Source organism: Photorhabdus kleinii, assembly GCF_025384885.1.
Classification (GTDB): domain Bacteria; phylum Pseudomonadota; class Gammaproteobacteria; order Enterobacterales; family Enterobacteriaceae; genus Photorhabdus; species Photorhabdus kayaii.
The window spans coordinates 35932-54104 of sequence record NZ_JAJAFY010000001.1; the positions used below are offsets into that span (position 1 = coordinate 35932).

The 18173-nt window shown below is 42.4% G+C and carries 11 protein-coding genes and 1 riboswitch; of the genes, 3 read left to right on the forward strand and 8 right to left on the reverse strand.

The features are described 5' to 3' along the window. Positions 1–509 precede the first annotated feature (509 nt). Both cspE and thiD read left to right on the forward strand, forming a co-directional pair. Positions 510–719 (forward strand): transcription antiterminator/RNA stability regulator CspE, encoded by a 210-nt coding sequence (cspE, locus tag LG003_RS00170; protein ID WP_036781809.1) that lies wholly within the window; start codon positions 510–512, stop codon positions 717–719. Between the two features lie 114 nt (positions 720–833). Next, a riboswitch (TPP riboswitch) is annotated at positions 834–926 on the forward strand. Between the two features lie 164 nt (positions 927–1090). Next, positions 1091–1891, forward strand: a complete 801-nt coding sequence (gene thiD / locus LG003_RS00175) for a bifunctional hydroxymethylpyrimidine kinase/phosphomethylpyrimidine kinase (protein ID WP_167405256.1) — start codon at positions 1091–1093, stop codon at positions 1889–1891. A gap of 258 nt (positions 1892–2149) precedes the next feature. Here the strand turns inward: thiD and fbaB are convergent, their stop codons facing one another. From fbaB to LG003_RS00215, 8 genes are all read right to left on the reverse strand, one after another. Next, positions 2150–3199 carry a class I fructose-bisphosphate aldolase gene (fbaB, locus tag LG003_RS00180; RefSeq protein WP_112877745.1) on the reverse strand — a complete coding sequence of 350 codons (1050 nt, stop codon included), beginning with the start codon at positions 3197–3199 and terminating at the stop codon, positions 2150–2152. A gap of 2017 nt (positions 3200–5216) precedes the next feature. Next, positions 5217–6593: a prephenate-dependent tRNA uridine(34) hydroxylase TrhP gene (gene trhP, locus LG003_RS00185; protein WP_262977844.1), complete on the reverse strand. Its 1377-nt coding sequence runs from the start codon at positions 6591–6593 to the stop codon at positions 5217–5219. Positions 6594–6791: 198 nt separating this feature from the next. Continuing rightward, complete coding sequence (locus LG003_RS00190; protein ID WP_011146999.1) at positions 6792–7136, reverse strand: YegP family protein; 345 nt, start codon at positions 7134–7136, stop codon at positions 6792–6794. Positions 7137–7233: 97 nt separating this feature from the next. Beyond that, positions 7234–7938 carry an envelope stress response regulator BaeR gene (baeR, locus tag LG003_RS00195; protein WP_262979919.1) on the reverse strand — a complete coding sequence of 235 codons (705 nt, stop codon included), beginning with the start codon at positions 7936–7938 and terminating at the stop codon, positions 7234–7236. After that, a complete protein-coding gene (baeS, locus tag LG003_RS00200) occupies positions 7935–9323 on the reverse strand; it encodes an envelope stress sensor histidine kinase BaeS (protein ID WP_112877742.1) in 1389 nt (462 codons plus the stop codon). Before baeS ends, baeR begins: the two co-directional genes overlap by 4 nt. Then, positions 9320–12406 carry a multidrug efflux RND transporter permease subunit MdtC gene (gene mdtC, locus LG003_RS00205; RefSeq protein WP_262979920.1) on the reverse strand — a complete coding sequence of 1029 codons (3087 nt, stop codon included), beginning with the start codon at positions 12404–12406 and terminating at the stop codon, positions 9320–9322. The genes baeS and mdtC overlap by 4 nt, the downstream gene beginning before the upstream one ends. Next, positions 12403–15549 (reverse strand): MdtB/MuxB family multidrug efflux RND transporter permease subunit, encoded by a 3147-nt coding sequence (locus tag LG003_RS00210; protein ID WP_262979921.1) that lies wholly within the window; start codon positions 15547–15549, stop codon positions 12403–12405. Before LG003_RS00210 ends, mdtC begins: the two co-directional genes overlap by 4 nt. Further along, positions 15549–16754: an MdtA/MuxA family multidrug efflux RND transporter periplasmic adaptor subunit gene (locus LG003_RS00215; RefSeq protein WP_112877739.1), complete on the reverse strand. Its 1206-nt coding sequence runs from the start codon at positions 16752–16754 to the stop codon at positions 15549–15551. Before LG003_RS00215 ends, LG003_RS00210 begins: the two co-directional genes overlap by 1 nt. 477 nt (positions 16755–17231) lie before the next feature. On the opposite strand from LG003_RS00215, the gene LG003_RS00220 reads away from it, so the two are divergent. After that, the gene (locus LG003_RS00220; protein ID WP_262979922.1) at positions 17232–18161 is read left to right on the forward strand and encodes a nucleoside hydrolase; all 930 of its coding nucleotides are present in this window, start codon (positions 17232–17234) and stop codon (positions 18159–18161) included. Positions 18162–18173 lie beyond the last annotated feature (12 nt).

Below are 18173 nucleotides of genomic sequence, written 5' to 3' on the forward strand. Positions count from 1 at the left end.
TCTTGCTATTTTCAATAAAAGTTAAACAAAAAATTAATATTAAGATGTAATAGGTATTAACTGGGTATATTTAATACTAATATTTTAGTTAACTAATATTGGGAATGTGTTGATTTTTTCTTTCACTCAAACAGTAGAGATTGGTCTCTATGACCGTACTATAGATATAAAAAATCTAATAATAAGACAGGCAAAATAAATTAGGATTATTTATGTTATCTGGGGTTTTGTTGAGTGGATAAACTGTAAGCTAATTAGGATAACCTTGGTTTTTCAAATTTTTGCAGCTATGTTAAACAATAATTGTTGTTAAGAATTTTAAATATGTGCGTTAGCTCCATAGCTGATAAAAAATGGCTTGCCATCATATTAAGAATATGTGATAAATCGTTCGGGTAAACGAGGTATGGTTCTGTTATACAGCTCTGTTAATAGCAGCAACTTGCTCTAGTTTTTATGTTGCGCCGAACGGCGAATTAGAATTAAGTGATCCGAAGGAAATTCTTAAAATGGCAAAAATCACTGGTACTGTAAAGTGGTTCAACGAATCTAAAGGTTTTGGTTTTATTACTCCGGCTGATGGTAGCAAAGATGTGTTTGTACATTTTAGCGCTATTCAGAGCGAGGGTTTCAAGACTCTGGCCGAAGGTCAAAAAGTTGAGTTTGAAATTCAGGACGGTCAGAAAGGTCCTTCTGCGGCAAACGTTACTACAGCATAACTTCTTTTTGTCAATCATTTTGGATTGACGAAGTAAATTTGTTGTCTGTTTGATTTTTTATTGGCAACAATGATATACCGATATCACCCTGTTAGTTATCTGATAGGGTGTTTTTGTTTTGACTCGGGGTGCTCTTCACAGAGCTGAGATGAACCCGTAATACCTGATCTGGATAATGCCAGCGTAGGGAAGTCGAGGTGTCTTTTCCTGATATACCCTATGGATTTCAAGATGCATCGCGCGGCAAGGGAGTGAATCCCCGGGAGCATAGGTAACTATGTGACCGGGGTGAGCGAGTGCCGCCAACAAAGAGGCAACTTGAAAGATAACGGATATACTTGCTTTCCTTTTGCTGGTTGGAAGGGGTACCTATGATGAGAATCAATTCACTGACAATTGCCGGTACTGATCCTAGTGGCGGTGCTGGCATTCAAGCCGACTTAAAAACTTTCTCCGCACTTGGTGCTTATGGCACAACAGTAATGACCGCGCTTGTTGCGCAAAACACCTGTGGTGTGCAATCTGTTTATGATATCGATCCTACTTTTGTTGCGGCACAGCTTGAATCTGTGTTGTCAGATATCAGAATTGATAGCGCTAAGATAGGCATGTTATCCAATGCGGCCAATGTTGCCGTCGTTGCCGACACAATAAGCCGTTATGCCGTTCCTTATGTTGTATTGGATACGGTAATGATTGCGAAAAGTGGCGATCCGTTGTTGGCGCCGGAAGCGGTTTCCGAGGTTGTTGAACGATTGTTACCGAAGGTTTCGTTGATTACCCCAAATTTGCCGGAAGCCGCAGCGATATTGAAATGCTCTGTAGCAAAAACCGAAATGGACATGCAAAAACAAGGGCGTGAACTATTATCGCTAGGATGCGAAGCCGTTTTACTGAAAGGCGGGCACCTTACAGAACATGAAAGCCCTGATTGGCTATTTACTGTTGAGGGAGAATGGCGTTTTACTGCACCCAGAATCAATACTCGTCATACTCATGGAACAGGATGTACGCTCTCCGCTGCACTGGCTGCTTTGCGTCCGCGTTATTCGAATTGGCAGACAACACTGCCTGTTGCCAAAGCATACCTCCAGGCGGCGTTAGAACAGGCGGACTCGTTAGATGTAGGAAAAGGAATCGGGCCTGTGCACCATTTTCATCAGTGGTGGTGAGAGTAGCTGATTGGTGTTTTCAGGATTTGGTGAGAAAGTGATAATGAATTAGGTGATTATGCTGTGAGAACAGGATAACTCAACGTTGGTAGCGACTTACTATCTATACCCTATGGATTTCAAGATGCATCGCGACGGCAAGGGAGCGAATTCCCGGGAGCATAGATAACTATGTGACCGGGGTGAGCGAGTGCAGCCAACAAAGAGGCAACTTGAAAGATAACGGGTATATTCATTATCACCGGCGACAAGCTTTATTTACGCGATAGTCACTTGCTTATCCAGATAGACATCTTGAACCGCATTAATCAGCTCAATACCCTCTTTCATGGATTTTTTGAAAGCTTTACGGCCGAGGATTAACCCCATGCCGCCTGCGCGTTTATTAATGACGGCAGTACGAACGGAGTCACTTAAATCATTATTACCGGATGCACCACCTGAGTTAATCATACCGGCGCGACCCATGTAGCAGTTAGCTATCTGATAACGGACCAGATCGATAGGATGATCGGTAGTCAAATTAGTGTAAACACGTTTATCGGTATGACCAAAGCCAATCGCCGTATAGCCGCTGTTATTTTCGGCCATTTTTTGTTTAACGATATCGGCACCGATAGTGGCTGCTAAATGGTTAGCCTGGCCTGTGAGGTCTGCACTGGAGTGATAATCTACCCCCTCTTTTTTGAAGGCAGAATTACGTAGGTAGGCCCACAATACCGTTACCATGCCCAATTCATGCGCCCGTTTAAAGGCGGCTGAAATTTCCTCAATTTGACGCCGTGATTCGATAGAGCCAAAGTAAATTGTTGCTCCAACGGCAACAGCACCCATCTCGAATGCTTGTTCAACACTAGCATATAAAGTTTGATCATATTGAGCGGGATAGCTCAGTGTTTCATTGTGGTTCAGTTTAACCAGAAATGGGATCTTATGAGCATAACGACGAGAAACAGCGGATAACACGCCATAAGTAGAGGCAACACAGTTACAGCCGGCTTCAATAGCCAGTTCAACGATATTTTTTGGATCGAAATAGAGCGGGTTTGCTGCAAAAGAAGCGGCAGCAGAATGTTCTACACCTTGATCCACCGGCAAAATAGACAAATAACCCGTACCTGCAAGGCGACCATGATTTAACAATGTTTGCATGGAGCGCAGAACCGTATTGGGTCGGTTATTGTCGATCATTACGCGATCAACAAAGTCGGCGCCTGGCAGATAAAGATTTTCACTCGGAATGGTATTGCAACGATGTTGCAATAAACTGTCCGCATCTTTGCCTAACAACTTAGCGATATCAGTCATGTCTTACTCCAGTTATGAAAAGATGCTATCGATTGTCATTTATCCTTTTTAGGATAACAAGTTATATTGGGAGGGAAGTGGTAGTGGATCGCTTCAGGTAGGATTTTAAAGAGAATTTTATTACCAGGAAAGTGGCTATTTAGTGTAAGAGTGACATAACCATTCTTTAGATGATTGATATGGGTGTGAAATAGTTAGCTATGCTCCCGGGGATTCACTCCCTTGCCGTCGTGATGCATCTTGAAATCCATAGGGTATATACCCGTTATCTTTCAAGTTGCCTCTTTGTTGGCTGCACTCGCTCACCCCAGTCACATAGTTATCTATGCTCCCGGGGATTCACTCCCTTGCCGTCGCGATGCATCTTGAAATCCATAGGGTATATATATGGATATTTTTCTTTCAATTATGATCAGATTGTCTGAATTACTTTAAATTCATATAAGTAACGGTTATTATTTGTAATAAATAACCTATTGATTAATATTGAATTATAATATTATTTCTATAACTTAATTAACCGATAAATAAGAGTGTTATTTATAGCTTTCTCTTTCTATCGTTAAACTGATTATTTTATTATATGAGTTTTTTGTAAAGATTTAATATGTTTTTATATCGTTTAAATAAGTTTTATACCCGTTATCTTTCAAGTTGCCTCTTTGTTGGTTGCACTCACTCACCCCGGTCACATAGTTATCTATGCTCCCGGGGATTCACTCCCTTGCCGTCGCGATGCATCTTGAAATCCATGGGGTATATAAGGCTGAGTATTCATATTTTTTGAACGCTATTAGATATAAATTTTATTGATTTTAATTATTTATGTGAATAATTTTTTATTTTGTCAATTTATTTATAACTATGTTGCGCCATTATATGGTAAATAGCCATTTTTGACGTCAATATTTTTAAATTTATATAATCCTGTAAGCAACAGTCAATATAGTTATTTATTCTTTCGTAAAAGTGATAATAATACAAAATAATAATTATACTAAATTTTTAGTTTTGATTGTATTCATCAATCAATTAGCTGATTGAGAAATACATCAATATAGTTTGATTTTTTCACGGACGAAAAATTTCTCATGTTTCTATTGCGAATGGTGATATTTTGGTTTTCTTCCATTTACCAAAAGTAATTTATTATTACGTTTTCTCTTTAGTAACTTGTTTGCAAACGATTTTTTATAAAGTCATTGGACCTGTTGATGTAAGCTGAGTTTGATAGATGAAAGTTGACTGTTTATTACTGTTATTTGCTAAGCTGATTTTTCTTGATGTTATTGTTAGATGATATTTTTCACGCTGATCCGGTGTAAAAATGCGTTTCTATTGTCTTTTGGTTTACTAAGCAGCTCCTATTGCGGGATTAAACTTCATTTCTATGAGGGGGTAACAGGTACTGCGCTGTCGTTTATCAGCTTTGGGGTGATTTGGCTATTTTACCCTTATTTATATTGTGGGTATATGAAACAAAAGCCGTTTTTTTGGGTTATTAAGTCGATATAGTCAGATAAATGTTGAACTAATAGTTTTAACAATAAGTAAATTGTAATTATCTGTTTTCATAATCTTTACCTGATTAATTCTATCAAATTGTATAATATTTGGTCTAAATATGATGGGTTTCCTGAATTATTAAACAGTGGAAAATTTTAATTACATTTCTTTAGATAGTGTGATATTTCAATAAGTAGAAATATTTTCTTATTAATATTCAGGGTATCAGAAACACATGAATATAAACATTCATTGATTTAATAGTTAAATTTATCTATTTAATTAATCGTGTGAATGAATTCTGTAACTTGTTGATTTTATTTCCCGGAGCGAAAAAGAAAAGGCCAGCTCAAGGGAGATTGAGCCGGCCAAGGAGGTGGTTCCTAGTCTTACTGTAAAACTTTTTTAATTTTTTATTTTTCACCAACAATACTACGGTAAATAAAATAGTATTGATGTGATCTGTTTCTAAAAAAAGAAATATATCATCGTGAAGAGGGGATATTGATGATTATTTGTCTGAGTCTCGGTTCGTTTGAGGATATTGAGAATTAATACCATTTAGATTACGTATTAATAAGGCGTAATTAATATCAATTTGTTTAGGAATTGGTAAATAGGCAATATACCCATCCCCAGGCGCAACTTCCATTGGTTGGCCTTTTTTATCCTGCATTGCTTCCAGTGTAAACTGGATATTGCCTGATGGTGTCATTAATTCGAGACGGTCTCCGATCATGAATTTATTCTTGACAGCAACTTCAGCCAATCCGTTGACTCGCTCACCTGTAAATTCACCAACAAATTGTTGGGTATCGGATATCGAGTAACCGTATTCATAAGTCTGATAGGCATCATGGGTATGACGGCGCAAAAATCCTTCGGTATAGCCGCGATGAGCAAGTCCTTCTAACGTTGTTAGCAGCGTTGGATCAAAAGGTTTCCCTGCAACGGCATCATCAATGGCTCGGCGGTAAACTTGTGCTGTGCGAGCGCAGTAATAGAAGGATTTTGTTCGTCCTTCGATTTTCAGAGAGTGAACGCCCATTTTAGTTAATCGCTCAACATGTTCAACTGCACGTAAGTCTTTGGAATTCATGATGTAAGTACCATGTTCATCTTCGAAAGCTGACATATATTCACCAGGGCGTTTTGCTTCTTCGAACGTAAATACTTTATCTGTTGGAGTGCCTTTTCCCAATGTTGGCTCGATACTTTTTGTCGGTATCGGTTCATGCATATGCACAATATTACCGATATCATCTTCTTTGCCTTCTTGGACATGATATTCCCAACGGCAGGCATTAGTGCAGGTTCCCTGATTGGGATCTCGTTTATTAATATAGCCGGATAATAGGCAACGACCGGAATAAGCCATACACAACGCGCCATGTACGAAAACTTCCAGTTCCATATCGGGAACCTGCTGGCGAATCTCGTTAATTTCATCCAGTGAAAGTTCACGGGAAAGAATGACCCGTGTTAGTCCCATTTGTTGCCAGAATTTTACTGTCGCCCAGTTAACCGCGTTAGCTTGAACGGAAAGATGAATTTCCATTTCAGGAAAAGCTTCACGAACCATCATAATCAGTCCGGGATCAGACATAATGAGGGCATCAGGTCCCATATCAATGACAGGCTTTAGATCACGGATAAAAGTTTTCAATTTGGCATTGTGAGGAGCAATATTGACCACAACGTAAAAACGCTTACCAAGTTCATGAGCTTCTTTAATGCCGAGTGCCAGATTTTCGTGATTAAATTCATTATTGCGAACACGCAGGCTGTAACGTGGTTGACCAGCATATACGGCATCTGCGCCATAGGCAAAAGCATAGCGCATATTTTTCAGTGAACCGGCAGGGGAAAGTAATTCTGGAGTAAACATGGTTAAAAAATTCTCGGTTTGAGTTGAGATGAGTTTTCACTATAAAAAGTAAGGATAAGGCCGGGGATTCTAACGCTTAATTTGTTGGGGATACAAATTTATTAGCACGAAACGTTCTGTTCTGTTGATCGATGAAGAGCGCCTTATCAATTGACGATAGTTTTCAACTGATAAGGTGCGGTTTATCATGAAAAAATATTATTCTGACTTTGTCAGATCTCGAACATTGACGCTAGAGCCATGTTTAATTGCAGATTGAATGCCTTTTTTGACTGCCACTTCGTTATCGTAAGACTCGCTGATGCCGATAACTTGGTAGTTTCTCGCTTTCAGCACGAAATAGGACTTGCCAGATTTGTTTTCTCTGATTTCGAAGTTTTTTTCTGCCGGTGAATTTGCTTGGACAGAACGAATTCCTTTATTCGCTGCTGCCTTGGTAGTATACATTTCACTGGTAAGGATAACTTCACCGTTCGATGCTTTTAAATTGAAGTAATACTGCTTGTTTTTTGTTCTCTTAAGATCATAATGACCTACAGCCATAAGAAATTCCTCCAATTAAAGGTAAGTATTTTTAATATAGCTGAATTTCTGACCGGTGAAAGGTTGAAAGAAATTTAATTCAGTTAAAGTGTGACAGTTATAACAAACGGCATATATCCGCTTCCCATCGGTAACCAAGTCCATAAATAGAACGAATGAATGTTTTACTGTTATCCAATTGTTCCAGTTTACGGCGTAAATTTTTAATGTGGCTATCAATGGTACGGTCTGTCACGATTCGGTGATCGTCATATAGATTATTCAATAGCTTATCGCGGGAAAATACTTGCCCAGGGCGACTTGCCATCGTTTTTAATAACCGGAATTCAACTGGGGTCAAATCCAATATTTTATCGCGGTAACGTGCTTGGAAACAGGCTTCGTCAATTTGTAGATCGCTTTGCTTGACAATATCTTGCGGTCGGTAACAGCGACGAAGAATTGTTTTAACTCGCGCGACAATTTCACGCGGGCTGTAAGGTTTACAAATATAATCATCTGCCCCGATTTCCAATCCAAGTAAACGGTCAATTTCTTCCGTCTTGGCGGTGACCATAATAATCGGTACGTCAGAGAAGCGGCGAATTTCCCGACAAATAGAGATGCCATCACAACCTGGAAGCATTAAATCCAGCAAAATAATATCTGGATTGTGTTGCTGTACATGGGAGACCGCTTCATCACCTCGCAGTAGCCATTGGGTTTCGTAATCAGCCGCCCGCAAGTAATCAACCAGCAATTGCCCAAGCTTTGGCTCATCTTCAACAATCAAAACAGTATAATGCCCAAATTTTGTACTCATAACGTTTCGTCGTCGAGGGATTCAGTTAGCGGCAATTCTACGATAATTCTCAGGCCGCCTAAAGGTGAGGGTTCGGCATGGATCGTACCGTTATGTGCTTCAACGATGTTATTGCAAATGGCTAACCCAAGTCCTGATCCACCACTGGCACGGTTTCGTGAGGATTCACTGCGGTAGAATCGTTCAAAAACCTGTTGGCATTGCTCTGGTGACAAGCCGGGCTTGCTGTCCTCCCAATTCAGAATGAAGTGGTTATCGTCAGAACAACCTTTAATGATCAATTTTCCATTATCAGCGGTATAGCGAAGACTATTTTCCAGTAAATTATGAAATAGCTGAGTCAATCTGCTTGGGTCAGCAAACACCATAATAATTTCAGGAAGTTTAACATCCACTTGGATTTGTTTATCAAGGAAACGTCCATGATAAGATGCGATAGCAACCTGAATTAACTCACTGATGTTGATAAATTCTTTCCGGTATGCCAGCGCCCCGCGATCGGATAGAGATAGCTGGTGTAGATCATCAACCAGTTTGGTCAATGTGGTAATTTCAGCCAATAACGAATTGAGTGTTTCTGGCGTTGGTTTGTGAACACCATCCTGTAACGCTTCTAATTCACCACGCAATATAGAAAGAGGAGTGCGCAGTTCATGAGAAATATCCGCCATATAATCGCGACGCATCTGCTCGTTTTTTTCCAGGGTACTGGCGAGCTGGTTAAAATTGTGGGCAAGCTGACCAATTTCATCTTTACTTGATGGTGTGACTCGGGCACTGAAATCACCGGCTGCCAGTTTATGCGTCCCTTCAACCAAACGTTTAACGGGTTTTAACATACCGCGGGATAATAATAGCGTGGCTATCATTGCTAGCAAGGTAGATAAACCGGCAATTATCCAGCTTGTCAGTTGTTGTTGGCGATCAAAACTGATATCCGCTTGACGGGTAATTTTATCTGATGTGCTAACAATGACCCAGCCAACGACTTGATGATGATAGATGATCGGTTTGCGATAAGTCTCTGACGGGATTTTACCTTCGTGACCGACCAGCGGTTTCATGTCACTGTCCACCACCCAAAATTGAGTTCGCCAACCGCGAGGTGGTGGACCTTGATGGCTTTCACTGGTTTGCTCAATGGAGCGGATGATTTGAAAAATTACCCGGTCATTCCTTTTTAAGAATTTCCAGCTGCCATATTGTTGATATTGTTCGGCCAGTGCTTCGGCTAACATGGCAGTACGTAACTGGATATTTTGTTTTATATAACCAATAAAACCATACTGGAAGCTGCTTCTTACGCCCCAGTGCATGGTGATGAGTACTAGCATGCAAGTGGCGAAAATGGCCATAAACAGTTTACCACTGATGCTAAGTTTCATGATTGCTCCATAATTTGCCTGGTGGTACGCCGTTGTTGCCATTTTTCCCTTAGTCGATCAAAACAGAGATAGACAACCGGTGTGGTATACAGTGTTAAAAGCTGGCTCATAACCAAACCACCCACAATGGTTATTCCTAAGGGTTGGCGTAATTCCGTACCGTCGCCACTACTCAAAACCAGTGGCAGGGCACCAAACAAGGCGGCCAGTGTGGTCATCAGAATCGGACGGAAACGTAACAGGCTGGCTTGGAATATCGCATCACGGGCGTGAATATTATCGTTACGTTGAGCTTCAATAGCAAAGTCCACCATAATAATGGCGTTCTTTTTCACGATACCAATCAATAACATGATGCCTATTAATGCTATCAGGCTGAATGGTGTGTCAAACAGTTCCAATGCCAGCAGGGCACCAATACCGGCGGAAGGCAGGGTAGAGAGAATAGTCAATGGATGGATATAACTTTCATACAGGATCCCTAGCACCAGATAGACGGTAATAATGGCAGCCAGAATCAAGAATAATTGTGATTTCAGGGTTTCCTGGAAAATCTGGGCGGTGCCTGCAAAAGTGCCACGAACCGTTGAAGGTACGCCAAGTTCGGTTATGGTTCTTTCAATCGCATTGATAGCATCAGAGAGGGTATAGCCTTCGGATATATTGAAAGCAATGGTTGAAGCAGCAGAAAGCCCCTGATGATTTACACTGAGTGGCGCGTTAGCCGGTTGCCAGTGAGCAAAATAGGAGAGCGGAATGGCTTTTCCTTGATTGTTAATCACAAACATTTTTTCCAGTGCGCTGACATCCTGTGTATATTCTGGTGCAACTTCCATCACCACCTTGTACTGATTAAGTGGTTGATAAATAGTGGATATTTGTCGCTGACCAAAAGCATTATTTAGCAAATTATTGGCTTCACTGACATTAATGCCCAGACGAGACATGGTATCGCGGTCATAGATTATTGCCATTTCAGCTCCTTTATCCTCCTTATCTGAATTCACGTCGACCAGTTGTGGCAATTGCCCTAATGCTTTACGTATAACAGGCTCCCATTTGCGAAGATCATTCAAATCATCTGCCAGCAATGTGAATTGATAGCTGGCATTAGCCTGGCGGCCGCCAGCCCTGATATCCTGTACCGGAATGAGAAATAGATTTGCTCCCGGCTCATTAGCAAGTTTAATTCTCAGGCGTGAAATAACCTGTTCAGCGCTTTCTGAACGCTCTTTCAATGGTTTCAGAGAGATAAACATAAAGCCATTATTTACCCGTCCACCACCGGTAAAACCGATAACGCTGTCTACCGTAGGATCTGCATTGATTGTCTGCATGAAATTTTTCATTTTTTCACGCATAGATTGGAAAGAGATACTTTGATCTGCCCGAACAAACCCTAGCAACCGACCGGTATCCTGCTCTGGGAAGAAAGTTTTAGGGATATTGATATAGAGCCAAACATTTAGGGCAATGATGCCAGCCAAAATTAACAATACCCAACGGCTATGATTAAGAACCCACATCAGGGAGCGTCCGTAAATTTGCTGAATTTTCAGTAGAACTTTACCGAATCCTCGTATTTTCTTCTGTGCTTTGGGGCGCTGAGATTTTAGTAAATGAGCGCACATCATTGGCGTTAGTGTTAGAGAAACTAATAGTGAGATGCTGATTGATGTGGTTAGGGTAATGGCAAATTCACGGAACAGCCGACCAACCAATCCATCCATGAGCAGAAGGGGGATAAAGACTGCTACCAGCGAAATACTCATCGAGAGGACCGTAAAACCCACTTCCCGGACACCCTGTAGGGCCGCTTGCATAGGTTTTATGCCTGCTTCAAGGTGGCGGGAAATATTCTCCAGTACCACAATCGCATCATCTACCACAAATCCTGTGGCAACCGTTAGCGCCATTAAGGAAAGATTGTTCAAACTGAAACCGCACAGATACATAGCGGTAAATGTGCCAATGAGTGAAACAGGTACCGCAATGGCAGGGATCAATGTTGCGCGACCAGAACGCAAGAACAGGAATACCACCAGAATGACCAGCCCGATAGCAATCACCAATGCTCGTTCTACTTCCACTATTGAAGCACGAATAGTTGGTGTGCGGTCTTGAGCAACTTTAAGTTGAATACTGGCAGGAATAGATTCACGTAATGCAGGTAATTGTTCACGGATACGGTTTACTGTGGCGATAATATTCGCGCCAGCCTCACGGCGAATGATCAACAAAATAGCTGGTTTACCGCCAGACATTCCGGCTGCTCTGACATTCTGAACAGAATCTTTTACATTTGCTACATCCTGCAATCGCACTGGTGAATTGTTGTTGTAGTGAACGATGATCGGGCGATAGTTTTCGGCTGTTTTTAACTCATCATTCGTTTGAATTTGCCAGTGTTGCTGATCGGAATCCACATATCCTTGTGGGCGGCGAACATTGGCATTGCTGATAGCTTTGCGTACCGCATCCAGCGAAACCCCCTGATGAAACAGGGCGCCAGGATTCAATTCAACTCTGACTGCGGGTAATGAACTTCCGCCAACAGAGACTTCACTGACACCTTCAACTTGGGCGATTTTCTGAGCCAGTTGTGTAGACGCAAAATCATAAAGCTGCCCCTGATTATAGGTATCGGAAGTCAATGTGAGGATCATGATTGGGGCATCAGACGGGTTGACTTTGTAATAATGCGGCCTGCTCGGCATACCGGAAGGCAACAGACTTTGAGCGGCATTCAGCGCTGCCTGTACATCCCGTGCTGCACTGTTAATATCACGATTGAGATCAAATTCAAGCGTGATATTGGTATTGCCAAGGGAGCTACTGGACGTCATTTCATTGACTCCGGCAATTCGTCCTAAGGCGTGCTCCAGTGGAGTCGCAACCGATGAGGCCATTGTTTCCGGCGAGGCGCCCGGTAATGAGGCGTAAACGGAGATCACCGGAAAATCCACTTGTGGTAAAGGAGAAACCGGCAACAGGGTAAATCCCAATACCCCACATAGGGTTATGGCTAAACTCAATAGCGTGGTGGCAACAGGGCGTTGGATAAATAAGGCAAAAAATTTCACCGCGGCTCCTGATGATCAATAGATGAGGTGTTTGAAACTGAGAGCTGGCGATTGCGGCGATAGTGGGCCAGACGGTCAAACAGTAAATAGATCACTGGCGTAGTAAACAGTGTCAGGATCTGGCTCATAATCAATCCACCTACCATACAGATACCCAGAGGACGACGTAATTCAGCGCCTACACCGGTGCTAAGCATCAAGGGGAGTGCTCCAAGTAATGCGGCCATTGTGGTCATCAGAATCGGACGGAAGCGCAATAAGCACGCTTGATAAATGGCTTCGTAAGGCGATAATCCCTGTTCACGCTCCGCTGACAGCGCAAAATCGATCATCATGATGGCGTTTTTCTTCACAATACCTATCAACAAGATAATGCCGATGATCGCAATGACATCCAGTTCATGACCTGCCATCATCAGCGCTAATAGTGCACCCACTCCCGCTGTCGGTAATGTGGAGAGGATTGTCACCGGATGGATGAAGCTTTCATACAGTATGCCTAGCACGATATACATGGCGATAATGGCCGCCGCGATTAGCCACAATGTATTGCCCAGCGCACTTTCAAATGCCAGTGTTGTTCCCTGGAATTGTGTGGAAATGTCTTTGGGCATTTTGATCAATTGTGCGGCATCACGAACAGCATTGACCGCCTGTTCGAGAGAAGCATCCTCGGCAACGTTGAAAGAAAATGTTGCTGAGGGAAATTGAGCCAGATGATTGATTGCCAGTGGGCCAAATCTTTGTTCAATAGTTGCAATAGTTCTGAGAGGTACGACATGGCCGTCAGTTCCGTTAAGGCGGATGTTATCAAATGCTGCCAGCCCTGGAGTCGATGTCACATCATGTTCCAAGATGATCCGATACTGATTAGCCTGCGTATAAATGGTTGAAATCAGCCGCTGGCCGAACGCGTTATAGAGTGCGTTATCTATAGCGGCCATTGAGATGCCCAATCGGCTGGCAATGTCTCGGTCTACTTTAACGTAGGCGATCAGCCCCTGATCTTGCCAGTCACTGCTGATATCAACTAGCTCTGCTCTCTGCTTTAGTTCAGCCAGCAATTTTGGCACCCAGATACTCAGTTCATCCAGAGAGGTTGCCTGCAAAGTGAATTGGTATTGGGTACGGGTAACCTGAGTGTCAATTGTCAAATCCTGCATCGGTTGCAGATAGAGCTTTATGCCGGGTATAGCGGCAACTTTTTCCTGCAAACGCGGAATAATGTCAACGATTCTGTCATCACGCTGATTGAGTGGTTTTAGTGTGATTTGCAGTCGCCCGTTATTCAATGTTGGGTTACTGCCATCAACGCCTACAAAAGTGGTGACATTTTCTACTGCCGGGTCTTGCAGTAATAAGGATGAAACCTGCTGTTGTTTATTCACCATTGCAGCAAAGGAAATGGATTGCGGCGCTTCCAGTGTTCCCTGAATCAGCCCATTATCCTGTGATGGAAAAAATCCTTTTGGAATCATCAGATAGAGCAGAGCAGTTAGCACCAATGTGCTTAGGGCGATGCTAAAGGTGATCCACGGATGGTTCAGTGCTCTTTTTAGCCATACAGCATAACCGGCAATCATTTGTTTAAAAAAGCGTTCACTGGCTTGTTCAAAACGATTGTGTTTTGTCTGTGATTCCGGTTTCAATATTCGAGCGCACATCATGGGGGTTAATGTCAGTGAGACAATAGCTGAAATCAGAATTGCCACGGCCAAGGTAATTGCAAACTCACGAAACAGGCGGCCAACGATATCGCCCATAAAAAGCAGCGGGATCAGTACCGCAATCAAAGAGAAAGTCAGGGAGATAATGGTAAAACCGATTTCACCCGCACCTTTTAATGCTGCTGTCATCGGTTTCTCGCCTTGTTCTATATAACGGGAGATATTTTCAATGACCACAATGGCATCGTCTACGACAAAACCGGTGGCAATGGTGAGCGCCATTAGCGTCAGATTATTGACGGAGAAACCGCAGAAATACATCACTGCGAATGTACCGATCAGTGAAAGAGGAACGGCGATACTGGGGATAAGTGTTGCGATACCGTTACGTAAAAACAGATAAATCACCATAACAACCAGTGCAATTGCCAGTAACAGCTCAAACTGAACATCTTTCACTGAGGCACGAATGGTTGTCGTGCGGTCGGTCAGGATTTTCATATCGACGAACTTTGGCAAGCTGCTGATAAGTTCCGGCAACATCTGACGAATGTTATCCGTAGTTTCAATCACATTGGCGCCTGGCTGGCGCTGAACATTAATCACAATGGCTTGTTTGTTATTTGACCATGCACCTAGTTTGGTGTTTTCAGCGCCTTGTTCAATGGTTGCGACATCTTGTAACCGTACCGGTGAGCCGTTTTTATAGGCAATGATCAAGTTGCGGTAATCATTTACTGACTTCATCTGATCGTTGGCCGAAAGCGTGACAGAGCGAGTCGGGCCATCAAGGCTACCTTTGGCGGAGTTAACGTTAGCATTGTTGATAGCGGTGCGGATCGTTTCGCTATCCAATCCCTGTGCAGCGACCGCTTGGGCGTTTAGCTTCACTCTGACGGCTGGTCGCTGGCCGCCGGCGAGTGTCACCAATCCTACACCGTTGACCTGTGAAATTTTCTGTGCAATACGGGTTTCCACCATATCCTGAATCTGTGTCATCGGCATTGCATCGGAGGTGACTGCTAGCATTAGAATCGGTGGATCAGCGGGATTAACTTTGCTGTAGATAGGGGGATAAGGCAGGTCATTCGGCAATAAATTACTGGCTGCATTGATAGCCGCCTGCACTTCCTGTTCGGCGACATCTAACGGCAAAGTTAGCTGGAATTGTAATGTGATAACGGAAGCCCCGCCGGAACTTTGAGATGCCATCTGTTTAAGGCCAGACATCTGTCCGAGTTGGCGCTCCAGTGGTGCGGTGACTGCCGAAGTCATCACATCGGGGCTTGCACCGGGGTAGAGTGTGACCACCTGAATGGTGGGATAGTCCACTTCTGGTAATGCAGACACGGGCAACATGCGATAGCCGATAATACCTGCCAGTAGGATTGCTGCCATAAACAGCGTGGTGGCAACAGGTCGCAAGATGAACAGGCGTGATGGTCCGCCTCCTGGGATTGGGGAGCTTACCTGCATCAGGAATTCTCCGTTTTATCGTGTTTTTGTGGTTGAGGCATATTTGCCATCGGTGTGACAATATCCACCTTAGCGCCATCTGTCAGGCGATCGATACCATCAGTGACCACTTTATCACCTGCTGCTAAGCCGGTACTGATAACAACGCGTTTTGTATCCTGCAATTTGACCGTGACCAGATGTTTGCTGACTTTATTCTCTTTACCTAACATCCAGACAAAATTCCCTTCATTACCCATTTGCAGGGCAGCATTTGGGATCACCACTGCGTTTTCCAGTGTATCGACTTTAATACGGACATTAACAAACTGATTTGGGAATAAGATGCTATCTTGATTGGAAAAACGGGCTTTCAGCTTAATTGTGCCGGTAGCGGCATCAATTTGATTATCAATGCTCAACAGTTTTCCTTCGGCAAGTTGTTGCTGGTTATTGCGATCCCAGGCACTAACAGCGACGTTATGATTCGTTTTCTGAGCTTGTAAAACAGCATTGATATCGTTTTCAGGGAGTGAAAATAGCACATCTACTGGATCGGTTTGGGTAATAACCACGATAGGAGAGCTGTTACCACTGGAAATAAAATTTCCTACATCGATCTGCTTCAAGCCCACTTTACCGGAAATGGGAGCGGTAATACGGCTGTAAGTGAGTTGAAGTTTTGCGCTATCAATTGCTGCTTGATCAACTTTCAGACTGGCTTCGTGTTGGCGGACAAGTGCACGTTGATTATCCATTTCTTGTTGGGAAATCAGGTGAGTGTTTGCCAATTTTTGGTAGCGATTGAGATCCTGACGGGCATTCGCCAATATTGCTTCATCTTTAGCAAGCTGGCCTTTGGCTTGTGCTAGTTGAACCTGAAAAGGGCGTGGATCAATTTCTGCCAGTAAATCCCCTTGTTTAATTTGTTGTCCTTCCTGAAAGTGCAAAGCGATAAGCTGACCTTCAACCCGGCTGGTTACCGTGGCAGTATTGGCTGCCTGAATGGTGCCAAGCCCGGCCAGAAAGCGAGGGACTGCCTGCTCTTTTGCTGTGGCAACCTGTACAGGGGGTAAAGGGGAATGTCTTAAACCAGAGGATTGATCAGATGGGCTAGATTGTTGAGGGGTTTTAAGTTGGTACCAGAAAAATATAGCGGCAGCAATGGCAATAGCGGCCAGTGCTGCACGGAAAAGGAGGGTACGGTGTTTATTATTTTGATTCATTTCTTCGACATTCTCTCAAACGCAAGGCCAAGGTATTGCTTGATTATGTCCGACTGAAATATCGGTTTAATCACATGCTATTAGTTTAGACAGTGAGGATAGGCTAAAAAATGGAGAAAATGTGGAAAATATGTCAAGGAAGCGCTTTTTAAGGCAAATTAAGGCGTTTTTTGTCAGTTTTTTCGAGCCGGCTCCAGAAATTATGCAAATGATGCTGCCTCTGTTATACCCAATGGATTTCAAGATGCATCGCGACGGCAAGGGAGTGAATCCCCGGGAGCATAGCAAATTATGTGACTGGGGCTATTTAGCACATATTTCTGCGAATTGTTTATTGACGGTACATTGTGAAATAGGGCACATATTGGTTATCTATCTCTGTGCACATTGTTTTTTAATTCTGGAAAAAGGTCATGTGACTTTTTTTTAGCGTAACTTATAGACTAATGTAAGGAATATGATAAAGGGAAATAGGCTATGAGACATTTCATTATTGATACAGATACGGCTTCCGATGATGCAGTTGCATTACTGATGGCGCTCCGTGAACCCTCAGTTTTTATTGAAGGTATTACTATTGTTTCAGGTAATTGTGCTGTTACTCAGTGCAGGAAAAATGCATTGGTTAGTATTGAAAAAGTAGGAACATATATTCCTCCGGTATATGAAGGGATGAGTAAACCATTATTTAGAGAGCACTATGCTTCATATCATATTCATGGAAAAGATGGTATGGGTAATATGAATTTACCCGAGTCTTCGTTAATAGTAGAAGATAAACATGCAGTAGATGCAATTGTTGATATCGTGAAAAAATTTCCTGGTGAGATAGAGATAATCGCTTTGGGGCCATTAACAAATATAGCAATGGCTGTCTTAAAAGAGCCGGATTTATATAAATTTGTTAAAGTGATTTATATTATGGGAGGTTCTGGATTGAAGCCAGGTAATATTACGCCATTAGCTGAATTCAATATCTATTCTGATGCTGAAGCAGCACATATAGTATTGAATTCTGGATTGCCTCTTATGTTTTGTGGATGGGAGTTAGGTATGGAGGAGGCTTTTATTAATGAATTCGATATGGATAAATTAAATTCTTTAGGTGATCTTGGTCAGTTTGCAGTGAGCTGTAATAGAACATTGATTGAATTCAATGCGGGAAGAACGAATAGAAAAGGATTTGATCTGCCTGATCCTATAACAATGGCTATTGCTTTATATCCGAATGAAGTGATTGAGGATAAATTAGAGGTGTATGGTTATGTTGAATATCAAAGCGCACGTTCATATGGGCATTTAGTGATTGATTCAACCGATCTTCTCAATCATCCTCATAATATGAGTGTGGTGACTAAAATCAAGGGTAAGGTATTTAAGAATAAACTATTTACATTATTATCGTAATTTTAGTCATAT